We start from the raw sequence: 22,018 nt of genomic DNA, 5'->3' as shown, positions 1-22,018 counted from the left end.
TCTAGTTCACCGCCGCCTCTGCGACCAGCATAGGCGCTCTGCAAGAGGCGATTCAGCGGCTTCGGACCGGTAGGCGCCCTGTTCGGGGCGTTCCTGCGGCATAATGCGCGGCTCGATTTGGAGGCCTTCATGCTTGACCACGCCCTGCGCATTCTCAAAGACGTTTTCGGCTACGACGCCTTTCGCGGCAACCAGGCCGCGATCATCGAGCGTGTGGCGGCAGGCGGTGATGCGCTGGTACTGATGCCCACCGGCGGCGGCAAGTCGCTGTGCTATCAGGTGCCGGCCTTGATGCGCGACGGTCTGGCGGTGGTGGTTTCCCCGCTGATCGCGCTGATGGACGATCAGGTGGCGACACTCGACGAACTGGGTGTGGCAGCGGTGGCGCTGAACTCCACGCAGAGCGTCGACGAGCAGCGCGAGATTGCCGACCGTATTCGCCGCGGGCAGATCAAGATGCTCTACCTGGCGCCTGAGCGCCTGGTGCAGCCACGTATGCTGAGCTTTCTGCAAGGCCTGGACATTGCGTTGTTCGCCATCGACGAGGCGCACTGCGTATCGCAGTGGGGCCATGATTTCCGCCCGGAATACCTGCAGCTCGGTCAGCTTGCCGAGTTGTTCCCGCAGGTGCCGCGCCTTGCCCTGACTGCCACGGCCGACAAGCGCACTCGCGAAGAGATCGTCCAGCGCCTGCATCTGGATAACGCCGAGCGCTTCCTGTCGAGCTTCGACCGGCCGAACATCTTCTACCGCATCCAGCCCAAGGATCAGCCGCGCAAACAACTGCTCGGCTTTCTCGCTGCACGCAAGGGCGATGCCGGTATCGTCTATTGCCTGTCGCGCAAGAAGGTCGAGGAGGTCGCCGACTTCCTCAGCAGCCAGGGTTTCCCGGCGCTGCCTTATCACGCCGGCCTGCCCAACGAACTGCGTGCCTACCATCAGAAGCGCTTTCTCAACGAGGAAGGCCTGATCATGGTGGCGACCATCGCCTTCGGCATGGGCATCGACAAGCCCAACGTACGCTTCGTCTGCCACCTCGATCTGCCCAAGTCATTGGAGGCCTATTATCAGGAAACCGGTCGTGCCGGCCGTGATGGCCTGCCGGCCGATGCCTGGATGGCCTACGGTCTGCAGGACGTGATCTTCCTCAAGCAGATGCTGGCCAATTCCGAAGGTGACGAGCGCCACAAGCGCATCGAACAGCACAAGCTCGATGCCATGCTCGCCCTGTGCGAGGAGACACGCTGCCGTCGCCAGGCGCTGCTTGCCTATTTCGACGAGGAGCTACCGCAGCCATGCGGGCACTGCGACAACTGCATCGACGGCGTCGAGACCTGGGATGCCACCGAGCCGGCGCGTCAGGCGCTGTCGGCCATCTACCGTAGTGGCCAGCGCTATGGCGTCGGCCATCTGGTGGACATCCTCCTCGGCCGCGACAACGAGAAGATCCGCGCTGCCGGCCATCAGCACCTGGCGGTGTTCGGCGTGGGCAAGGGCTTTTCCGAGGTCGAATGGCGCACCTTGTTCCGCCAGTTGGTCGCCCGAGGCCTGGCCGATGTCGATCTGGAAGGCTTCGGTGGCCTGCGTCTGGACGAGAGCTGCCGGCCGCTGCTGCGTGGTGAGGTCAGCCTGCAACTGCGCCGCGAACCGAAACCGGCTCAGGCGGCCAAGGCCTCCAGCAGCGCCGCCAGCCAACTGGTACGTGGCCACGAGCGGGAGATGTGGGAAGCCCTGCGCAGCTTGCGGCGCAAATTGGCCGAGGAGCACAGCGTACCGCCCTATGTCATCTTCCCCGATGCCACGCTGCTGGAAATGTTGCGCAGCCAGCCCAGCTCGCTGAGCGACATGGCCGAGGTCAGCGGTGTGGGCGCGCGCAAGCTGGAGCGTTACGGTCAGGCGTTTCTGGAGGTGCTCAACGGCGCCGCCGCGGACGATGCGCCGGCTCCGGTAGCCGATCTGCGCCACGAACTGGTCAGCCTGGCACGTGCCGGCATGACGCCCGCGCAGATCGCCGGGCAGCTCAATTGCAGCGAGAAGAACGTCTATAGCCTGCTGGCCGAGGCCATCGCCGAGCAGCAGTTGACGCTCGAACAGGCGCTGGACCTGCCAGAAGAACTCCTCAGCGAGATCCAGGAGACCTTTCTTGACGGCGAGGGCGAGCTACCCGCCGTCAGCGAGATCGCCCCGCTGTTCGCCGGCCGTGTCGACGAGGCAGTGCTCTACTGCGTACGCGCGGCGCTTCAGGCCGAGTTCGAGCTCTAACGCAAGGGGTATTGCTGTCGCGCCGGGCAAGGCAAGGCATGGCTTGCTTGCGCGCGATAGATGGCCAGAGCAGAGCCGGCCCCAACCGCCCGCCTGGCATGAACCCAGGTATCGCGCACAACCAGAACCCCAGGGTATTCAGTCGCATTCTGCAACGCTCGTGGCGCAATCTGCGCTTGCCGTGCGCATCGGGTTATGGCTAGCTAGCTAATAATTAGTTTTTGACCTTTATGTGAGCCCGCTAGCCCATGTCTTACCCCGATCAACACCGCTTTGCCATGCAAGTCGCCCAGCTGTCACGTGCCTGGCGCTCCGAACTCGATAGACGCCTGGTTGGCCTGGGCCTGTCCCAGGCACGTTGGCTGGTGCTGCTGCACCTGGCGCGCTTTACCGAAATGCCGACTCAGCGCGAGCTGGCGCAAAGCGTCGGTGTGGAAGGGCCGACCCTGGCGCGTCTGCTCGACAGCCTGGAAGGCCAGGGCCTGGTAACGCGTGTGGCGGTACCCGAAGACCGCCGCGCCAAGAAAATTGCCCTGCAGGCCAAGGCGCAGCCGCTGATCGAGAAGATCGAGGCGATTTCCACCCAGCTGCGCCAGGAAGTCTTCGCCGGTATCGATGAGGATGATCTGCGCCGCTGTCAGCAGGTACATGCTCGCGTGCTTGGCAACCTGGTCAAGTGACCCCAGGTGCTGTCAAATTTGCGATCACTTTTTTGTGTGTCGGCATTTTGTGCCTAACTTTTGACTGATTGAGCTTGATAGCACCCTGCTTTCGTCGGCAAACTCGCGCCCAAACCGCTACTTTGTGACTTAGTAGCCATAATGCTATTCGAGACGACTTCGACAAGGGCCTTGTCGAGCGCTCTCGAAACTTTCAAGGGCGCCAACCTCCCGGTCAAGGCAAGCTCGACAGCAAGTCGAGGAGGTGGCGTTCGAGCCGGATAACCCTGGAGGTCACATGGCTCGGGTGCGTCAGTTAATGTTGGGTTTGGCGTCGGGGTCTGCTCTGTATTCGGGGATGGCACCGGCGCTCGGTTTGGGTGAGATCACGCTGCACTCGGCGTTGAATCAGCCGTTCGAAGCCGAAATCGAATTGCTCGAAGTAGGGGATCTGGGCGCGCAGGATTTGCGCGTCGGCCTGGCGCCTGCCGATGTGTTCAACCGCTCGGGTGTCGAACGTTTCTACTTTCTCAATGATCTGCGCTTCACGCCGCTTCTGCGCGGTTCGCGCAGCGTGATCCGCGTGGTCTCGAGCCGTCCGGTGCGCGAGCCGTACCTGAATTTCATCGTCGAAGTGGCGCGTCCCAATGGCCAGCTGCTGCGTGAGTACACGGTACTGCTCGATCCGCCGGGCTCCTCGGCCTATACCTCCGTGGTGGCTGCGTCGAGCGCCGCGCCTGCAGCGCAAACGCCCAGTCCAGCTGCGACTCCACCTGCTTCGGTCAGAACCGTCGCGCCACCGAGCGCAGCGGCGGGCCATCGTCATCAGGTCGCGCGCGGCGACAGCCTTTGGCTGATTGCCGCGCGTCTGCGTGAACAGGGCAGCACGCTGACCCAGCAGGCACTGATGGAAGGCATCGTCGCGCTCAACCCGAACGCCTTCGCTGGCGGTGACCCGAGCCGCTTGCAAGCTGGCGCCGATCTGCTGCTGCCGGATGCCGCTCGCAGCGGCGCCGCGGCGCCAACGGCCGCTCCGGTAGCATCAGCCGCGCCCCCTGTCGTTGCCGCACAGAGCGGTGCCGAAGGCCCGGTCAGCGCACCTGCGACTTCCGTGGAGCCTGCGCCGGAACAAGCCGACAGCCTGCTGCAACTGGAAGAGAAGCAGCGCCAGGTCGAGCTGGAGCTGGCCAATCAGGCTGCGGAAAACCAGCAGCTTCAACAAGGATTGGCGCAGTTGCAGGTGCAACTGCAGCAGTTACAGGAGCAACTGGCGCAGAAGGACGCTCAGTTGGCTGAGCTGGCGGCGCGTACACCGGTCGAGCCGGTCGCCGAGTCCGTTGCCACGGCGCCGGTAACTGTCGAGGAACCGGTGACAGCGGAGCGCGGTTGGTGGTCGACGCTGCTGGCTGGCGGTATCGGCTTGCTGTTGTTGCTCGGCGCTCTGTTCTGGGCCACTCGGCGGCGTGGCGAAAAAGCCAAGCCGGTGGTGGTGCAGGTTCAGCCCAAAACCGAGGCGCCACAGCCGCAGCCACCTGTCCGCGCTCAAGGTGCTGCGGTCGTCGCTCCGGTAGCCGTTGCGCCGGTGGCCAAGGTGGTGCCTTCCCCGGCTCCCGCACGTGCGCCAGGGCCAGTCGACCCGCTCGAGGCCGCCAATGTCTACATCGCCTATGGGCGTATCAGCGAGGCGCGTGGCGAGCTGAGCAAGGCTTTGGCTCAGCAACCGCAACGCAGTGATCTGCGCTTCCGTCTGCTGGAAGTTCTGGCGATGCAGGGCGATGGCGCGGGTTTCGCCCGTGAAGAGGCGGTGCTGCGTGCCGAGGCGTTCGACGCTGCCCGTATCGACGCGCTCAAGGCCCGTCATCCGAGCCTGCAGGCCTCGCAGCAGGCGCCGAGCGAGCCTGTCGCTGCGCCGCAGCCCATGGCCGAGCCCGTGGCAGAAACCGATTTCCAGCTCAACCTCGATGACCTGTCGCTGGACGCCGACTGGGATCTGGTCAGCCCGTTCCCGGCCAAGGCCAAAGCCAAGTCCAAGGCACCTGCCGAGCCGGAGTTCGATTCGTCGTTCGCCAGCAACCTGCAGGAGCTGCCCGAGGTGTTCGAACTGCACCATGAGGACGAGCAGTTGAGCGCCTTCAGCGAGATGGAAATGGTGCTGAGCGACGAAGTGGACGACAACTTCCTCGACACCTTCGCTGGCGACGCCGATGCCACCGCAGCGCTGCAGGGCGATATCGATCAGTTGGCAGGCAACCCCGAGCACATGACCCAGCTCAACCAGGCCCTGGCTTACATCAAACAGGGTGATATCGCTGCCGCCTGCGACATCCTCAATGAGGTGATCGACCATGGTGACGACGAGCAGAAAAAGGCCGCACGCCAGCTGCTGGAAAAAATCGCCTGATCGACCCTGCTGCTCCCGACGAGGCCGCGCATCTGCGCGGCCTCGTCGTTTCAGAAACTCTTGCCCAGGTTCAGATACAGCGCTTTTTCCCGCTCGTCGTTGAAGCCGTAGCTGAAGTTGAGCGGGCCCAGCGGAGTGTCCAGGCCGAGGAAGACGCTGGCCGCATTGATGTAGCCGCTGTCGAAGGCGTTGTCGTTGTTCCAGGCGCGGCCACGCTCCAGCGACATGCCCAAGTACAGCGGGAAGTTCAGCGGCAGCAGCGAGGTTTGCGTCATTCGCCGGTAGTAAACCATCCGCGCCAATGCCATGTTCTGGCCGCTCAGCGAGTCCTGACGAAAACCTGAAAGCTCCTGCGCACCACCGAGGATGAAGCCCGAGGTGACCACCTGCGCTTGATCCAGGGTGCGCCCATAGCGTCCGCCGAACAGCCAGGTGTTGGGCCCGTGGCTGTAGGCCTTGTCCAGCTTCAGCTGCCATTGGCGATAATCGTCGTCCGAGCCCAGGCCGCGGTCATACTTGCGTAGCATCAGTCCGATGTCTTCACCGGTACGTGGGAAGTCGAGGTTGTCCAGCGTATCGAAGGAGTACAGCAGCTCGTAATAACCCTCGCTGAAGCTGAAGCTGGGAAGGTCGCGTTCGCCGACGCGCACGTCCGCCTCGCCCCAGGCCTGGCCGAGGCCGAAGCGGATTTCGCCGTTGTTGGCGATTTGTCGGCCCAGGTTGAGGCCATAGCCATAGCGTTCCAGGCGGTACTCGGCGATGGGGTCGTTGTCCAGGATCGATTCGACGTTCTGCGCCTCGCCGAGCAGATACGGCGCGACGAAGTAGCGTGAGCCGGCGTCCAGTGGCTGGTAGAACTCGCTGTAGAGCTCCTGACGATCACCCAGTTGCAGGCGCGTCAGCCACTCGGCGCCCAGTTCGTTGATACCATTGATTCGGTAGCTCGCGCCGATGTTGAAGGCGCTGTCGCCGCGCATGTCGTCGGCCAGGTTCAGCCCCAGGCGCAGGTAGTCGGTGCCGGTGCGTTTGCCCCTGGCATCGATCACCAGGGCACTGCCGCGCGTGTCCAGCGGCTCTACGCGGTACTGCACGCGTTCGAAGTAGTCCAGGCCGTAGAGCGTGCCCATGTCCTTTTGCAGGCGATCCATGTCCAGCGGCTCGCCCAACGGCTGGCGGATGTGCCGGCGGATCACTGCGTCGCCGACCTTCGAGTCGTTCTCCACGTGGATCTCGCGAATGACCGGATTGCGCTGCTCGCGGGTGCGCGCCATGGCCAGCGCCGGGCTGCCGGCGCCGTTGGTGCGCAGGCGCGCCAGCTGTTCGGCCTTGATCTGCGTGGCGCGGTAACCGGCATCGAGCATCTGCTCGCCACGGTTGAAGTCGGCGACGCCGAAACCGGCCAGCGGTGGCTGGATCAGCACATCGTCGGTGGTCAGCGTGCGTAGCTGTTCCTCGGAGTTCTTGCGCATCATCAGATTGATCGACTGGTTCATCACGTCGACCACGGTGAGCAGCTCCTTGGCCGGTTTTAGCGGCATGCCCAGGTCGACGACGATGACGTGATCGACGCCCATCTGCCGCGCGACATCGATCGGCACGTTGTTGACCATGCCGCCGTCGACCAGCAGGCGGCCATCCACCTCCACCGGGGCGAATACCGCGGGAATCGACATACTGGCACGCATCACCTGCGGCAGGTGGCCGGTGCCCATGATCACTTGCTCACCCGTGACCACATCGGTGGCGACGGCGCGATAGGGGATAGGCAGCTGATCGAAGTCGCGCGTGGCGCTGCGGTGCGCCAGCAGGCTCTCCAGCAGCAGCGCCAGGTTCTGGCCCTGGATCACGCCCAGCGGCAGGCCCAGGCTGCCGTCATCGCGGAAGCTGAGCTTCTGCTTGATCAGGAAATCACGGTCGTCCTGCTTACGGCGAAAGGGCACGTCCTCGCGCGGCGGTGAGTCGGAGAGCGCCTGCTGCCAGTCCAGCTCCAGCGCCAGTCGTTCCAGCTCCGGCACCGAATAGCCGGCGGCGTACAGGCCGCCGACGATGGCGCCCATGCTGGTGCCGGCGATGGCGTCGATGCGGATGCCTTGCTCCTCCAGCGCCTTGAGCACGCCAATGTGCGCCAGGCCGCGGGCGGCTCCGCCCGACAGCACCAGACCGACGCGTTCGGCTGCGATGGCGGGCAGGCTGGACAGGGCGAACAGGCAGATCAGTGAAACGAGCAGGCGACGCATGGCAGTTTCCGGCAGGGAGCAGGGACAAAGGCCGCTATTATAGGCACCAAGCCCCACTGTAGAGCCGATGCCATGCCTGATCACAAGCCGGAAATCGTCATTACCTATTGCACCCAATGCCAGTGGTTGCTGCGCGCCGCCTGGCTGGCTCAGGAGCTGCTCAGCACCTTTGCCGATGAGTTGGCGCGGGTGGCCCTGGAGCCCGGTACCGGCGGGGTGTTTCGCATTCTCTGCGATGGCCAGCAGATCTGGGAGCGCAAGGCCGATGGCGGCTTCCCCGAGGCCAAGGTGCTCAAGCAGCGGGTGCGCGATCAGATCGATCCCGGTCGCGATCTGGGTCATAACGACCGTTAAACCTCTGTTCAGCGCGCCATCCGTGCCGAAACGAAAATGGCGCTGACGATCAGTACGCCGCCGGCCAGCATGCGCAATGTCGGCTGCTCGCTGAACAGCCACCAGGCGAACAGAATTCCATAGACCGGCTCCAGGGCGAAGATCACCGCTGTGGTACGCGCCTTGAGCACGCGCAGGCTGGCAACGAACAGACTGTGCGCCAGCCCCGTGCAGAAGATACCGAGCATGGCCAGCCATAGCCAATCCACCGGGCGCACGCTGGGTAGCATTGGCCAGGCCAGCGGCAGGAAGCACAGCAGCACGGTGATGTTCTGGTACAGCGCGGCCTTTACCGGGTCGAGGCCACGTGTGCTGGCCCGATTGAGCAGCGACAGCAGGGCGAACAGAAAACCCGACAATACTGCCCACAGCAGGCCGACGGTGGCACTGCTGTCCAGGCTGAATTCGGGCGTGACCAGTATCAGCCCTACGCATACCACGCCGACCATGGCGAACTCGCCAGGGCGGGTGCGTTCGCGAAACAGCAGGCCTTCGAGCATCACGGTAAAGGCCGGGAAACTGGCGAAACCCAGAGTGGCGATGGCCACGCCGGATACTTTCACCGACTCGAAGAAGGTGACCCAGTGCGTACCCAGCAGCAGACCGCCGAGTGCCAGCAGGGCGATCTGCCGCAGACTCGGGCGAACCGCGTTGCGGCTGCGCCAGAGCAGCGCGGCCAGGGCCAGGGCAATGACGGCGAAGAAGGCGCGGCCACCTGCGATCATGTTCGGCGTGGTGGCCGCCAGCTTGCCGAAGATGCCGGACAGGCCGAACAGCAGTGCACCCAGGTGAATCGCCAGTAGGGCGTTACGCTCGGTCATACCAGGCGCGCCCCGTTGGCCAGCGGCTTGTCGAAGCCGGCGAGCACCACTCGGTTGTCGCTGTCATACACACCCGTGACCAGCACTTCGGAACGGACGCCGGCGATGCGTTTGGGGGCGAAGTTGCACACGCAAAGCACCTGGCGACCGACCAGCTCTTCACAGGTGTAATGCGCGGTGATCTGCGCGCTGGAGGTCCTGAGACCCAGTTCGCCGAGATCTACCTCCAGCACATAGGCCGGCTTCAGCGCTTTTTCATTGGGACGGGCGCTGCGAATGGTGCCAACGCGCAGCTGCACTTTTTCGAAATCCTGCCATTCGATGGTTTGCATGGGGTACTCCTCGATGATGCGGCGCAGTCTAGGTGTCGCAGACGCCAGCTGTCTGTCGCAGGAGTGATGAGTTTTGTCGCCAGGCTCTCGACACCAGCCGTAGCCCGAATGAAGTCCGGACGCGCTTCATGAGCGGCGCCCGGAAGACGGCTAGCGAATGCGGCGCACCTGCCGCGGCGTCATGCCCAGGTGACGGGAGAGGGCTGCGGTGAAGGCGCTTTGCGAGCTGTAGCCGACACGGCAAGCGATTTCGCCAACGGCCAGGTCGCTGCAACGCAACAGTTGTTCGGCCAGTTGCAGACGTCGCTGGCGAATGTGTTCCATGGGCGTGCGCCCGGTCTCGGCGAGAAAGCGCGCATGGAAGCGCGCCACTGACAGACCGGCCAGGCGCGCCAGGTCCGCCACCTGCAGCGGATGCGCGGCGTGCTGCTCGATATAGCGGTCCAGGGCTGCCATCGGCAAGCCGGTCGCTTCGGCATGTAGGCGGCTGCAGGCCAGGCTGCCGAGCAGCAGAGCCGCGCCCTGGCCAGCGATGACCGGGTCATTGACTGGGCTGCTGGCCAGCCAGTTGAGCAGTTGGCCCTGCGCCGGATCGAGCTGCAGGGCGTTGGGTTTGTCCAGCAAACGCTGGATATCGCTCGCATGGTGGCCAAGCTGGCGCTCGAGCCAGTCGTTGGCCGGCAGGTCTAGCACCAGGCATTGACTACCGCGCGGGCTGCCGCAGGTGTGACGCGATTCAGCCGGCACCACCGCCAGATGATGGCGCAGCACCCGGCTGCCCTGACCGTCCACTTCGAATTGCAGTTCGCCAGCCAGGCCGAACACCAGTTGGGCGTGTTCGTGGCTGTGGCTGAGCACTTCGTGGCTGTAGTGACGCAGGGACAGGATTGGGGACATGACAATTTCCTCGGCAGCGCGCGAAGTTTAACGCCTGGCTGGCGATGATGCTGCGTCATCGAACGGTCTTTTGCCTGTCACAGGTCTTTCACCGCAACGCCTCAAGCTCGTCTAAACCCAGCCGGAGGCCGCCCATGACCAGCGCCCAGCTCGCCAAGCCCAGCCGCAAGCAACGTGTCCGTACCCTGTGGATTTCCGACGTGCACCTCGGCACTCGCGATTGTCAGGCCGAGCATCTGGCGGCCTTCCTCAAGCGCTACCATGCCGATCGCATCTACCTGGTGGGCGACATCATCGACGGCTGGAAGCTGCGCGGCGGCATCTACTGGCCGCAGGCGCACACCAACGTCATCCGCCGTCTGCTGACCATGAGCAAGCGCGGCACCGAGGTGATCTACGTCACCGGCAACCACGACGAATTCCTCCGGCGCTACTCCAGTCTGCTGCTGGGCAATATCCAGTTGGTCGACGAGGCGGTGCACGTCACGGCCGATGGTCGCCAGTTGCTGGTGATCCATGGCGACCAGTTCGACGTGATCACCCGTTACCACCGCTGGCTGGCCTTCCTCGGCGACTCGGCCTACGAATTCACCCTGACCCTCAACCGCTGGCTCAACCACTGGCGCAGCCGCTGGGGCTATGGCTACTGGTCGCTTTCGGCCTACCTCAAGCACAAGGTCAAGACCGCGGTGAACTTCATCAGCGACTTCGAGGAAGCCATCGCCCACGAATGCGTCAAGCGCGGCCTGCAGGGTGTGGTCTGCGGCCACATCCACCATGCCGAGATTCGTCAGGTGAGCGGTGTGGAATACATGAACTGCGGCGATTGGGTGGAGTCCTGCACGGCGTTGATCGAGCACTGGGACGGGCAGATCGAGCTCTATCGCCTGGCCGAAGCGCAGGTGCGACAAGCCGGCGAGGAGCAGGGCGTCGTGCTCGAGACCGGCGCATGAGGATTCTGATCGTCTCCGACGCCTGGTCGCCACAGGTCAATGGCGTGGTGACCAGTCTGGCCGCGCTGGTCGCCGAGCTGCGCGCGCTGGGTCATCAGGTCAAGCTGCTGTCACCGGCGGATTTTCGTAGCGTGCCTTGCCCAACTTACCCGGAGATTCCACTGGTATGGGACCTCTGGCGAGTGGGTGGGGCAATCCGCGACTTTCGTCCCGACTGTGTTCACCTCGCCACGGAAGGGCCGCTGGGCTGGGCGGCGCGGCGCTGGCTGGCCAAGCGTGGCCTGGCCTTCTCCACGGCCATCCACACACGTTTTCCCGAATACGTCAGTACCCGCTGGCCGTGGATCGCGCCACGCTGGGGCTACGCCTGGCTGCGCGCTTTCCATCGGCGCAGCCAGGCGGTACTGGTGACCACCGAGCGCCTGCGCGAGGAGTTCGCCGGCTGGGATCTGCAAAGGCTGCAACTGTGGCGCAAGGGTGTGGATACGCGCTTGTTTCGCCCGGACGAGATGCGACCAAGGCCTTTGCGACCAGTATTTCTCTATGTCGGCCGTATCGCTGCGGAAAAGAACCTGCAGGCCTTTCTCGATCTGGACCTGCCTGGCGAAAAATGCGTGGTCGGCGATGGCCCGCAGCGCGAGGCGCTGCAACAGCAGTATCCGCAGGTGCGCTTTCTCGGTTATCGCCACGGCCAGACATTGGCTGAGAGCTATCAGGATGCCTCGGTGCTGGTCTTTCCCTCGCGTACCGATACTTACGGCCTGGTGATGCTGGAGGCGCTGGCCTGCGGTACGCCGGTGGCGGCCTTCCCGGTGGCAGGGCCGCTTGACGTTGTGCTGCAAGGGCAGAGCGGGGTGATGGACGAGGATCTGCGCAGCGCCTGCCTGGCGGCGCTGGAGCTGGATCGAGGGCGTTGCGCGGAACTGGCTGCGGCGCAGTCCTGGCGGGCTTCGGCGGTGGAGTTTCTGGCGTTGCAGCCACTGATCGATGGCGAGCCGGTGAGGTTGGTTGAGGCGTTACCGGATACCGCCTTGTAAGCGGCTTTTATCGCGGCTGAAGCCGCTCCTACGCGCCCTGTGGGAAGCATGTAGCTCGGATGCATTGCGTGCGCGCCGCTCAATCACCACCGGATTGAGTTCTGCTTACTGTAGGAGCGAATTTATTCGCGATTCTGGATTGATCCATCGCGAATAAATTCGCTCCTACAGAGAACGGTGAAGACGCACCGTTCATGTAAGCGGCCTCAGCCGCGAATTAGAGAATGACCTTGTCGCGCAGCTTCTCAGCAGCCTGGTTGAGCGCCTGGATCACCCGCTCCTTGTCGAAGTTCTGGATGCCGTTGGTGTCCAGATACATGGAGAAGCCCGGCAGCTCGTGCTCGACGTAGCTGGAGGTGGCACCCAGATCGCGGCGGAAATCCACCACCTGATAGATCTGCACCGGGCGGGTGAAGCCCTTGACGGTGATCTGGCCCTTGTCGCGGCACATGATCACGTCCTTGACCAGCGAGTAGGTCTCGTGGGAGATCAGGATCTCGCCGGACTCGGCGGCGCTCTCCAGGCGGCTGGCGAGGTTAACGTCGCGGCCGATGATGGTGTAGTCCATGCGCGTGTCAGCGCCGAAGTTGCCCACGGTGCAATAGCCGGTGTTGAGGCCCATGCGAATTTCCAGCGGCTTGGTGATGCCCTGGGCGCGCCACTGCTGGCGCAGCACCTTCATGTGCTTGCGCATGGCGATGGCCATGGAAACCGCCGCGACCGCATCCTTTCTGGCGCCGTTGCTGCTGGGGTCGCCGAAGAACACCATCACCGAGTCGCCGATGAACTTGTCGATGGTGCCGCCGTATTTCAGGCAGATCTTCGACATTTCGTTGAGGTAGGTGTTGAGCAGGTCAGTCAGCGCTTCGGCTTCGAGTTCTTCCGACAGTTCGGTGAAGCCCTTGATATCGGAGAAGAACACCGTGAGCTTCTTGCGCTGGGTCTCCAGGCGCACGCTTTTCTTGCCGGTGAAGATCGACTCCCACACCTGCGGCGACAGGTACTTGGCCAGGTTGCGCGCCAGGCGCGCGGCCTTTTCCTGCTCGCGTTTGATCTCGCTGCGCACCTGCGCCAGACGCAGGCCCTGCTGGTTGACGAAGTACGCGGTGATGCAGATGTACAGGGTGGCGAAGAGGATGCTGACCAGTGCCACCAGCGTCGGTGTGTCCGGATTGGGCTGTACATCCACCAGCGCAGCGCACAGCGCCGTGCCACTGGCGGCTACCAGCAGCGCCAGACCCAGATAGCGCAGACCGCCGACTACCAGGGCGCTGAAGCAGAGGATCAGCAGGAACATCAGGCTGGGCACGACGGCGAAACCCAGCAGTACGCAGTACGCGCCAGCATGCAGGGCATCGAAGACCAGCAGGGTCACCTCGGTCTGTCTGGCATGGTCGCGCTTGAACCGGCGGCTGAGATTGTGCGCCAGATGGGGGTAGAGCAGGGCGTAGGGCACCATCCACAGAATGTCGTAGGCGAAGTGGCCCACGTAGGTACCCGCCGCGATGCTGGCAGCGGCGGCTATATAGGCCAGCACGCGCGAATAGTATTCGCGCAAAGGCGGAGTCGGCAGCCCGCTGGCGCGGCTGATGGTTGCTGGCTTCATCGGTTGGAACTGTCCCTGCTGGATTTCTGGCGTCTCTGCTGGACGCCTGGCTGGTCTGCAAGACCTGAGCCAGAGGCTCGCTGGGCGGGGATCATAACCAAGGGGTGGCGGCCAGCCAAGCATGGCCGCCGAACGGTGGCATAACAGTGGCCAGCGGTCAGGCGCCGGCGCTGTCCATGGCAGCCAGGTAGATGGAGTTCTTCGGTCGGGCGAACACGCGCTGCAACATCGGCTCGAAGAAACTCAGCGGCAGGCTTTCGTAGTACGGGTCGAAGGCGGCGGCGTCGTACCTGGCGCAGAAGTCGATGGTCGCCTGGTACTGCGGGTGATCCTTGAACTGGTCGCGCAGGTGGCGATCCATGCCCAGGTGATGGAAGAAGTAATAGCCCTGGAAAATGCCATGTTTCTCCACCATCCAGTGGTTCTCGGCGCTGACGAAGGGCTTGAGGATGGCCGCAGCGATGTCCGGATGGTTGTAGCTGCCAAGGGTGTCGCCGATGTCGTGCAGCAGTGCGCAGATCACGTACTCCTCGTCACGGCCGTCGCGATAGGCGCGGGTGGCCGTTTGCAGCGAGTGGGTCAGGCGGTCCACCGGAAAGCCGCCGAAATCGCCATCGAGCAGGCGCAGGTGAGCCAGGATGCGTGAGGGTAGCTGGGCGGCATAGGCGGCGAAGTCCTGGGCGATGATGGCCCAGTCCTCGACCTGGCCGTCCTGCATATGGGTGAAGCGGGCTCGGCTATTCATGGTTCTTCTCGTTCTTGTTGTTTTAGTGTGAGCTGCCGATTAGAAACGGATACGGCCGGTGAAGGCATCCTTGAGCATCACCCAGTCGCCCATCAGGCTGTACAGCGGATACTGAAAGGTGGCGGGCCGGTTCTTCTCGAAGATGAAGTGGCCGACCCAGGCGAAGCCGTAGCCGGCCAGCGGCATGGCCAGCAGCCACAGCCATTGCTGCGTGAGCAGGGCATAGGCGAGGATCGCCAGCACCAGAAGGCTGCCCGCGTAGTGCAGGCGGCGGCATACCGGATTGCTGTGCTCCTGCAGGTAGTAGGGGTAGAACTCGGCAAAGCTCTGGTAGCGTTCGTTGGTCTGGGCGGTCATGGCGCACCTCCTGTTATTGTCACGGTCAGTGTAAAGGCGCTGTCTCCGTGGGCCACTGACTTAAGGTGCCAGTCTAGTATCCTTGCGCCGCCAACGATGGCCTTGCTGATTGATCATAAGAACAAGACGATGAGTGAAAGAACCACCTCTTCCAACTGGGCATTGGCCATCGTGCAGGCGCTCGAGCTGGGCGGCGTCGACTGCATCAGCCTGTTCGCCGAGCTGGAGATGGATTACGCCGCCCTGAACGACCCGGACGCGCGCTTCCCGCAGGATGGCATGACCCGTCTGTGGCAGCGCGCCGTGGCGCTGTCGGGCAACCCGGCGATTGGCCTGAACATGGCGCAGGTGGTGCGCCCGGCCTCCTTCCATGTGGTGGGCTACGCGCTGATGTCCAGCCGCAACCTGCGCGACGGCTTCACCCGTCTGGTGCGCTATCAGCGCATCATCGGCGAGGGCGCGGATCTGAATTTCCTGCCACAACCCGACGGCTATGCCCTGACCCTGGCCATTCATGGCGATCGTCTGCCGCCGGCCCGGCAGAGCGCCGAGGCGTCGCTGGCCTACTGCCTGGCGTTCTGCCGCTGGATGACCGGCAAACCCATGCGCCCGCGCGAGATTCGTCTGCAAGGCCCGCCGCCGCCCGATCTGGTCCCGTATCAGCAGGTTTTCCAGGCGCCGCTTAAGTTCAATGCCGAGCACTACGGGCTGATCTTCGAGCGCGCCGATCTGGAATCGCCGCTGCCCAGTGCCAACGAAGCGCTGGCACAACTGCATGATCGTTTCGCCGGCGAATACCTGGCGCGTTTCTGCAGCAGCCGGGTCACTCACCAGGCACGCCAAGTGCTGTGCCGTCTGCTGCCACAGGGCGAGCCACGGCGCGAAGTGGTGGCGCAGACGCTGCATCTGTCGCAACGCACCCTGCAACGGCGCTTGCAGGAGGAGGGCACCAGCTATCAGCAACTGCTCGACGACACCCGCCGTGAGCTGGCCGAACAGTACCTCGGCCAGGTCGACCTGACCCTGCTGGAGATAGCCTATCTACTGGGCTTCGCCGATCCGAGCAACTTCTTCCGGGCGTTTCGCCGCTGGTTCGGCGAAACGCCTGGCGAATACCGAGCGCGTCGCGGGCTTGCGTAGTGCGCGCGCTCAGTGACGCCAGAAGGCCGGGAACAGCAGCACCAGCACCGTGAGGATTTCCAGGCGCCCGAGCAGCATGCCGAAGCTCAGTAGCCATTTGGCCAGGTCGGGAATGGTGGCGTAGTTGCCGGCCGGGCCGACCATCTCGCCCATTCCCGGGCCAACGCCGGACACCATGGCCGCTGCGCCGGTCAGTGCGGTGATCCAGTCCACTCCGCACATGGCGACCGCCAGCGCCAGGGTGGCGATGGTGATGGTGTAGAAGAAGGCGAAGGCGAGGATCGAGCGAACGATATCTTCATCCAGCCGGTGGCGGTTGTACTGCTGCTTGATGACCGCGCGGGGATGGATGAGCTGTTTGAGGTTGGCCTTGAGCAGGATATAGGCGACCTGGAAACGGAAGATCTTCAGGCCCCCGGCGGTGGAGCCGGAGCAGCCGCCGACGAAGCCCAGATAGAAGAACATCATGCTCGCGAAGGGGCCCCACATATGGTAATCGCCCACGGCGAAGCCGGTTGTGGTCATGATCGAGGTGATGTTCACGGCTACCAGGCGTAGCGCATCGAGCCAGTACAAGTCCGTTGTGAGCCATTTCCAGCTGGCCAGGATGAACCAACTGCCCACCAGCAACAGCAGAAATCCGTGCACCTGGGCATCGCGCAGCAGGGCGCGGTAATTGCCGCGCAGGGCGCCGACGTAGAGTACGAAGGGCAGACTGCCAAGCACCATTACCACGATGGCAACCCAATGGATGGCCGGTGCCTGCCATTTGCCCAATGACGAGTCCGAGGTGGAAAACCCGCCGGTGGCGATAGCGGACATGGCGTGGTTTATCGAGTCGAACAACCCCATCCCCGCCAGCCAGAAGCCCAGCACAGCGAGTGTGCTGAGGCCGACATAGGCCAGCACCATGTACTTGGCGACCATGTGCGAGCGCGGCATGATCTTCTCCGAGCGGTCCGAAGATTCGGTCTGGAACAGACGCATGCCGCCGATGCGCAGGATCGGCAGGATCGCCACTGCCATCGCGATAAAGCCGATGCCGCCCAGCCAATGCAGTAGCGAGCGCCAGATCAGCGTGCCGGGAGACATGTCGTCGAGGCCGCTGAACACCGTGGCGCCAGTGGCGGTGATACCCGACATGCTCTCGAAATAGGCATCGGTGATGCTCGCGCGTTCGGCAAAGACGAACGGCAGCGCAGCGAAGATCGACACCATCACCCAGCTCGACACGGTGAGCATGTACATATCGCGTGGGCGCAGCTGCGTCTGCTTCGGTCTGCCCTGAGCGATCATGGCGATGCCGGCGATCGCGGTGATCAGGCTGGACCAGAGAAAGGCATTGATGTCTTGCGGCTGTTCGAAAATCAACAGGGTGATTACCGGCACCAGCATGCTCACTGCCAGGGTGACCAGGAAGATGCCATTGATGAAGGCGAGGATGCGCAGGCTGGAGATGGGCATCGGTCAGTGCTTCCAGAAGCTGCGGGTGACCAGCACCAGCACGGTCAGAATTTCCAGGCGGCCGAGCAACATGCCGGCGCTGAGCAGCCACTTGGCCGAATCCGGCAGGCTGGCAAAGTTGCCGGCCGGGCCGATGATCGGGCCGAGGCCGGGGCCGACGTTGCACACGGCGGTGGCAGCGCCGCTCAGTGCGGTCACCCAGTCCAGGCCGACCAGAGTCAGGGCCAAAGCCAGTACGCCAATAGTGATGGTGAAAAAGAAGGAGAAGGTGATCAGCGAGCGGACGATCTCTTCATCCAGGTTGTGGTTATTGTATTGCTGCTTGATCACCGCGCGTGGATGCACCAGCTGCATCAGGTTGGCCTTGAGCAGCACGTAGGCGACCTGGAAACGGAAGATCTTCAGGCCGCCAGACGTAGAGCCCGAGCAGCCGCCGACGAAGGTCAGGTAGAAGAACAGCAGCACGGCGAAGCTGCCCCAGGTGGTGTAGTCGCCCAGGGCGAAGCCGGTGGTGGTGACCACGGAGGTGACATTCACCGCGACGATGCGAAAGGCGTCGAGCCAGGTGTAGTCCGAGTTGATCCACAGCCAGGTGCCGAATACCAGCCAGGTGAGCAGCAGAAAACCGATGAAGCCGCGGACCTGATGATCCTTGAACAGCGCCTGCCGATTGCCGCGGACGAAGGCGACATAGAGCATGAAGGGCATGCCGCCGAGCAGCATCAGTACGATCGCTGTCCAGTGCACAGCCGGTTGTGGCCAGTGCGCGAGCGAGGAGTCGGAGGTCGAGTAACCGCCGGTGGAGATCGAGGTCATCGCGTGGTTGAGCGCATCGAAAGGCTCCATCCCCGCCGCCCAGTAGGCCAGCACACCGAACAGGGTGATCGCGACGTAGAGCAACAGCAGGTATTTGGCCGCCATGTGCGAGCGTGGCATTACCTTCTCGCCCCAGTCCGAGGATTCGGTCTGGAACAGGCGCATGCCACCGACGCGCAGCAGCGGCAGAATCGCCACGGCCATGCCGATGAAGCCGATGCCGCCCAGCCACTGCAGCATCGAGCGCCAGATCAGGATGCCGGGCGACATGCTGTCGAGCCCGGTCAGTACGGTCGAGCCGGTGGTGGTGATGCCGGACATGGTCTCGAAGACGGCGTCGGTGTAGCTGATGTGCGCGATCAGCATCAGTGGCAGGGCAGCAAATGCGCACACCAGTGTCCAGCTTCCTGTGGTCAGCAGATACATGTCGCGTGGACGTAACTGGGCATTCTGCGGGCGGCCGGGAATCACCAGCGCAAGCCCGGTGATCAGGGTGATCAGGCTGGACCAGAGGAAGGCATTGAGGTCTTCCGGGTGTTCGAAAATCAGCAGGGTCAGCATAGGAATGGCCATGCTGACCGCCAGGGTAATAAGAAATATGCCGATGATGAAACCGATGATGCGCAGCGTCGGCAAGGCCATGTAAAGGGCTCTGGCGGGTTCTAAAGTGCGCCATTCTACCCGCGGACGGGCAGCTGTAAACCGGAACAGTCGGGTGTGTGGAAACGTAGCGAGCGAAGGTCAGGCAATACCGATGGCGGCCCCACAAAACAGGTGAGAAAACGCAGTTTACGAGCTGTAAATGAGCATTTTGATCGGACTCGCGCACGAGCCTGTTTTTAACGCAGCCTGGCCGAGCGCAGTAGTTTTCACACGTGCCCGGTGAAGGGGCTTTACAAGCGTATAGCCAAGCATAGAATAGCCGCCAGTTGCCGGCGTCCGTCGGTTTCCGAGTTTTCCTCAAATGTCCGAAGCTAATCCCTGCCTCACGTGCGGCGCCTGCTGCGCGTTTTTTCGTGTGTCCTTCTTCTGGGGCGAGTGTCAATCCGCGGGCGGTAGCGTTCCGGACGAGCAGGTCATCCAGATCAGCCCTCACTACGTCGCCATGCGTGGTACCGAGAGCAAGCCGGCGCGCTGTACCCAACTGCTGGGCGATGTCGGTTGTGGAGTGCGCTGCACCCTGTACGAACAGCGTTCGAGCAGTTGCCGCGAGTTCGAGGCATCCTGGGAAAACGGTGTGCACAACCCGCGTTGCGATGAAGCGCGCCAGGCCCATGGCCTGCCGCCGCTGACGCCGCCGGTGCAGCCGGTGATTTCGCCCGACCGGGTAGCCTGAGAGCCGCCACAAACCACAGGCTGCAAACCAGCGCCGGCGATCCGCGGATTGCATCCGGGCTACGACCTGACAGGCTCCGACATCCGCTCCGTGCGTTGGTCAGCTTGCAGCTTGCAGCTTGCAGCATCGAGAATGCGCCTTCTTTGTTTTAAGGAGGTGGCCGATGGAGGCTCTCGACGCACTGCTCAACCGTGTTTCCGTTCCTCGCCTGGTGGGCCCGGCTCCGGACGCGGCGCAGCGTGATCTGCTGTTTCGCGCGGCGTTGCGCGCGCCGGATCATGGCCAACTGCGCCCCTGGCGCTTTCTCACGGTCGAAGGGCAGGCGCGTGAACGCATGGGCGAGCTGTTCGCCGACGCTTTGCAGGTCGCCGATGCGCAGGCTGCGCCGGAGGCTCTGAGCAAGGCGCGTAGCATGCCGCTGCGCGCGCCGTTGCTGGTGGTGGTGATCGCCCGGGTGCAGGCGCATCCCAAGGTGCCTGCATCCGAGCAGGTGATCGCTGCCGGTTGTGCTGCCCATGGCATCTTGCTGGCGGCGCATGCGCAGGGTGTCGGCGCGGTCTGGCGTACCGGTGATATGGCTTACAACGCCCACGTGGCCAAGGGGCTGGGCCTGACGGCGGACGAGCAGATCATCGCCTATCTGTACCTTGGCACGCCGGAGCGTGAATTGCGCCGCGCACCTGAGGTGAACGTCGAGGATTTCGTCAGCGCCTGGCAGGGCTGAGCGAGCGGGGCTCAGGCTGCCTGTTGCCTGGCCGGCAGCCTGAGCGTGGCGACGAAACCGCCTTCGGGGTGGTTGCTCAGCAGCAGTTCACCGCCATGGCGCTGCGCCGCCCGACGTGCGATGGCCAGCCCGAGTCCGTGGCCGGAACCGCTCTGACCCGGCGCGCGGAAGAAGGGCTCGCCCAACTGCCGCAGGTATTCACTGGCCACGCCGGGGCCATGGTCGCGCACACTGAGCAGGACGTCCTGCCCCTGGCGCTGCACGTCGATGACCACGGGCTGGTCAACGGGGCTGAAGCGCAGGGCATTGCGCAGCAGGTTGTCCAGCGCGCGTTCCAGCATGTCCGGCCAGCCTTCCAGTTGCACGCCCTGATCAAGCTCTATTTGCAGCGGCTGCTGGGGTGTGGTCAGGCGCGCATCCTCCTGCAGTTTGCCGAGCAGTGCGCGCAGGTCTACCGGCTGAGCGGCGCCAGGGTCGGCGTCGAGGCGGGCGAGGGCGAGGATTTCGCTGATCAGCGCCTCCAGCCGATCACATTCCTGGCCTAGCCGTGGCCAGAGTTTTTCCCGCTCGGCGGCATCGGCGCGTTCTGTCAGGGCCAGGGCGATGCGCAGGCGTGCCAGGGGCGAACGCAGCTCGTGGGACACATCGCGCAGCAACTGGCGCTGACTGCCGATCAACCCCTGCAGGCGCTCGCCCATGCGGTTGAAGTCCTTGGCCAGCAGGCCCAGTTCGTCACGGCGAGTGGCCAGGCGCGCCAGGCTGTTTTGCTGATAGGCGGTCTGACCGAGGTCGTGCACGGCGCCGCGCAGGCGATCCAGCGGGCGGGTAATCGACAGCGTCAGCATCAGGCTGAACAGCGTCAGCACTACCAGGGCTATGGCCAGGGCGCTGAGCGGCCAGAACAGGCTGCCGCGGTGCCAGGCCGCGAGTTCAGGATGCGGAATGCGGTAGATGAACAGATAGCTCTCGCCGCTTTGCGGGCTGGTGTATTCGGCCGTCAAGCGGCGCCAGGGCAGGCGACGGTCATCGCCGTGACGCGCCTCGAAAGCCGCTGCGCGCGATGGAAAGGTGCCTTTGACCAGTTGTTGGCCGCTCTCGCCAAGCACCTGGGTGTCGATGCGGTACTTGCGTTTGCGTCGTTCGAGAAAGTCCTGCGCCGCGGCCGGTCCCTGCTGTTCGTAGCGTTTGACCCACTCGCTGTCGATGTCGTCCAGGCCTGGATGCATGCTGAGTATCCAGGCGTCCTGATTCAAGGCGCGGCCAAGTAGGAGCGACAAACCGGCCACCAGAGCGATGGCCAGCCAGAAGCTCGCCAGGATGCGCCAGAACAGTGAACGCACGGTGATTCCTCACGCAAAAGCCGCCGGGCTCGGCGAGCGCGGCGGCGGGTTTAGGGTAACGGATCAGTTGGTCTTGCTGTCCTTCTCGGCCTTCCAGGCCTTGAATTCGGCCATTTCAGCGCGACGAGCTTCCATTTTTTTCTGATGCTCGTCGAAGGCTTTCTGCTGCTCGGGATTGAGCAGGTCACGCAGGGCCTTGTGCTGGTTGGTGCGGGCCTGGTCCAGCTCCTTCTTCATGGCCTGCTTCTCGGCTTCCGGCAGCTTGTCCAGGTAGCGTTTGGTGATATCGCGATGGGTCTTCATCTGCTCGCCCATCAATTTGCGGAATTCCTGGCGCTGTTCCTTGCTCAGGTTCAGCTCCTTGAACATGCCATGGCCGCGGTCATGGTGGCGCGGGCCGCCGTCGGGCATGGCGAAGGCCAGGGTTGGCAGAGTGGCAGCGAGCAGCAGGGCGGTGAGGGTCTTGCGCATGGTGATTCTCCTTGTCTGAAGAACCTG

The 22,018-nt window shown here is 63.7% G+C and carries 20 protein-coding genes; 9 read left to right on the top strand and 11 right to left on the bottom strand.

The window, feature by feature from the left end; all coding sequences use genetic code 11:
• Positions 1 to 129 precede the first annotated feature (129 nt).
• The 3 genes from recQ (at position 130) to B3P22_RS07125 (ending at position 5,322) form a co-directional block, all read left to right on the top strand.
• Positions 130 to 2,262: a DNA helicase RecQ gene (gene recQ, locus B3P22_RS07135; RefSeq protein WP_296270494.1), complete on the top strand. Its 2,133-nt coding sequence runs from the start codon at positions 130 to 132 to the stop codon at positions 2,260 to 2,262.
• A gap of 248 nt (positions 2,263 to 2,510) precedes the next feature.
• Positions 2,511 to 2,942: a MarR family transcriptional regulator gene (locus B3P22_RS07130; RefSeq protein ID WP_197856613.1), complete on the top strand. Its 432-nt coding sequence runs from the start codon at positions 2,511 to 2,513 to the stop codon at positions 2,940 to 2,942.
• Between the two features lie 337 nt (positions 2,943 to 3,279).
• Positions 3,280 to 5,322, top strand: coding sequence for a FimV/HubP family polar landmark protein (locus tag B3P22_RS07125; protein WP_296270493.1), 2,043 nt, complete (start codon positions 3,280 to 3,282; stop codon positions 5,320 to 5,322).
• A gap of 50 nt (positions 5,323 to 5,372) precedes the next feature.
• Here B3P22_RS07125 and B3P22_RS07120 read toward each other — a convergent pair whose 3' ends face one another.
• Positions 5,373 to 7,559 carry a patatin-like phospholipase family protein gene (locus B3P22_RS07120; protein WP_296270492.1) on the bottom strand — a complete coding sequence of 729 codons (2,187 nt, stop codon included), beginning with the start codon at positions 7,557 to 7,559 and terminating at the stop codon, positions 5,373 to 5,375.
• A 72-nt stretch (positions 7,560 to 7,631) separates the two neighbouring features.
• On the opposite strand from B3P22_RS07120, the gene B3P22_RS07115 reads away from it, so the two are divergent.
• Entirely contained in the window at positions 7,632 to 7,913 is a 282-nt protein-coding gene (locus tag B3P22_RS07115; protein ID WP_197856610.1) for a SelT/SelW/SelH family protein, read from the top strand.
• A gap of 8 nt (positions 7,914 to 7,921) precedes the next feature.
• Here the strand turns inward: B3P22_RS07115 and B3P22_RS07110 are convergent, their stop codons facing one another.
• The 3 genes from B3P22_RS07110 to B3P22_RS07100 form a co-directional block, all read right to left on the bottom strand.
• Complete coding sequence (locus B3P22_RS07110) at positions 7,922 to 8,773, bottom strand: DMT family transporter (RefSeq protein WP_275546130.1); 852 nt, start codon at positions 8,771 to 8,773, stop codon at positions 7,922 to 7,924.
• Positions 8,770 to 9,105, bottom strand: coding sequence for a tRNA-binding protein (locus tag B3P22_RS07105; RefSeq protein ID WP_296270491.1), 336 nt, complete (start codon positions 9,103 to 9,105; stop codon positions 8,770 to 8,772). Before B3P22_RS07105 ends, B3P22_RS07110 begins: the two co-directional genes overlap by 4 nt.
• 150 nt (positions 9,106 to 9,255) lie before the next feature.
• The gene (locus B3P22_RS07100; RefSeq protein ID WP_296270490.1) at positions 9,256 to 10,002 is read right to left on the bottom strand and encodes an AraC family transcriptional regulator; all 747 of its coding nucleotides are present in this window, start codon (positions 10,000 to 10,002) and stop codon (positions 9,256 to 9,258) included.
• 134 nt (positions 10,003 to 10,136) lie between these two features.
• Here B3P22_RS07100 and B3P22_RS07095 point away from each other — a divergent pair, with 134 nt between their 5' ends.
• Both B3P22_RS07095 and B3P22_RS07090 read left to right on the top strand, forming a co-directional pair.
• A complete protein-coding gene (locus B3P22_RS07095) occupies positions 10,137 to 10,955 on the top strand; it encodes a UDP-2,3-diacylglucosamine diphosphatase (protein ID WP_197856606.1) in 819 nt (272 codons plus the stop codon).
• Complete coding sequence (locus tag B3P22_RS07090) at positions 10,952 to 11,992, top strand: glycosyltransferase family 4 protein (RefSeq protein ID WP_296270489.1); 1,041 nt, start codon at positions 10,952 to 10,954, stop codon at positions 11,990 to 11,992. The genes B3P22_RS07095 and B3P22_RS07090 overlap by 4 nt, the downstream gene beginning before the upstream one ends.
• 217 nt (positions 11,993 to 12,209) lie before the next feature.
• Here B3P22_RS07090 and B3P22_RS07085 read toward each other — a convergent pair whose 3' ends face one another.
• The 3 genes from B3P22_RS07085 to B3P22_RS07075 form a co-directional block, all read right to left on the bottom strand.
• Positions 12,210 to 13,598: an adenylate/guanylate cyclase domain-containing protein gene (locus tag B3P22_RS07085; RefSeq protein WP_296270488.1), complete on the bottom strand. Its 1,389-nt coding sequence runs from the start codon at positions 13,596 to 13,598 to the stop codon at positions 12,210 to 12,212.
• A gap of 157 nt (positions 13,599 to 13,755) precedes the next feature.
• On the bottom strand, positions 13,756 to 14,343 hold the full coding sequence (locus B3P22_RS07080; RefSeq protein WP_296270487.1) for an HD domain-containing protein: 588 nt from the start codon (positions 14,341 to 14,343) through the stop codon (positions 13,756 to 13,758).
• Positions 14,344 to 14,382: 39 nt separating this feature from the next.
• Entirely contained in the window at positions 14,383 to 14,700 is a 318-nt protein-coding gene (locus B3P22_RS07075) for an Mpo1-like protein (RefSeq protein WP_296270486.1), read from the bottom strand.
• Positions 14,701 to 14,829: 129 nt separating this feature from the next.
• On the opposite strand from B3P22_RS07075, the gene B3P22_RS07070 reads away from it, so the two are divergent.
• Complete coding sequence (locus tag B3P22_RS07070; RefSeq protein WP_296270485.1) at positions 14,830 to 15,840, top strand: AraC family transcriptional regulator; 1,011 nt, start codon at positions 14,830 to 14,832, stop codon at positions 15,838 to 15,840.
• Positions 15,841 to 15,849: 9 nt separating this feature from the next.
• Here B3P22_RS07070 and B3P22_RS07065 read toward each other — a convergent pair whose 3' ends face one another.
• Entirely contained in the window at positions 15,850 to 17,304 is a 1,455-nt protein-coding gene (locus B3P22_RS07065; RefSeq protein ID WP_197856601.1) for a TrkH family potassium uptake protein, read from the bottom strand.
• A 3-nt stretch (positions 17,305 to 17,307) separates the two neighbouring features.
• Positions 17,308 to 18,762 carry a TrkH family potassium uptake protein gene (locus B3P22_RS07060; RefSeq protein WP_197856600.1) on the bottom strand — a complete coding sequence of 485 codons (1,455 nt, stop codon included), beginning with the start codon at positions 18,760 to 18,762 and terminating at the stop codon, positions 17,308 to 17,310.
• 322 nt (positions 18,763 to 19,084) lie between these two features.
• On the opposite strand from B3P22_RS07060, the gene B3P22_RS07055 reads away from it, so the two are divergent.
• Together B3P22_RS07055 and B3P22_RS07050 are read left to right on the top strand one after the other, a co-directional pair.
• Positions 19,085 to 19,456, top strand: a complete 372-nt coding sequence (locus B3P22_RS07055) for a YkgJ family cysteine cluster protein (RefSeq protein ID WP_296270484.1) — start codon at positions 19,085 to 19,087, stop codon at positions 19,454 to 19,456.
• Positions 19,457 to 19,619: 163 nt separating this feature from the next.
• Positions 19,620 to 20,180 carry a nitroreductase family protein gene (locus B3P22_RS07050; RefSeq protein WP_296270483.1) on the top strand — a complete coding sequence of 187 codons (561 nt, stop codon included), beginning with the start codon at positions 19,620 to 19,622 and terminating at the stop codon, positions 20,178 to 20,180.
• 11 nt (positions 20,181 to 20,191) lie between these two features.
• On the opposite strand, the gene B3P22_RS07045 is transcribed toward B3P22_RS07050, so the two are convergent.
• Entirely contained in the window at positions 20,192 to 21,520 is a 1,329-nt protein-coding gene (locus B3P22_RS07045) for a sensor histidine kinase (RefSeq protein ID WP_296270482.1), read from the bottom strand.
• A gap of 63 nt (positions 21,521 to 21,583) precedes the next feature.
• On the bottom strand, positions 21,584 to 21,991 hold the full coding sequence (locus B3P22_RS07040) for a Spy/CpxP family protein refolding chaperone (protein ID WP_197856596.1): 408 nt from the start codon (positions 21,989 to 21,991) through the stop codon (positions 21,584 to 21,586).
• Positions 21,992 to 22,018: the final 27 nt, after the last annotated feature.

The sequence above is a fragment of the Pseudomonas sp. UBA6323 genome, assembly GCF_002439135.1.
GTDB lineage: Bacteria > Pseudomonadota > Gammaproteobacteria > Pseudomonadales > Pseudomonadaceae > Aquipseudomonas.
This window is presented reverse-complemented; position numbering and strand designations above follow the sequence as displayed.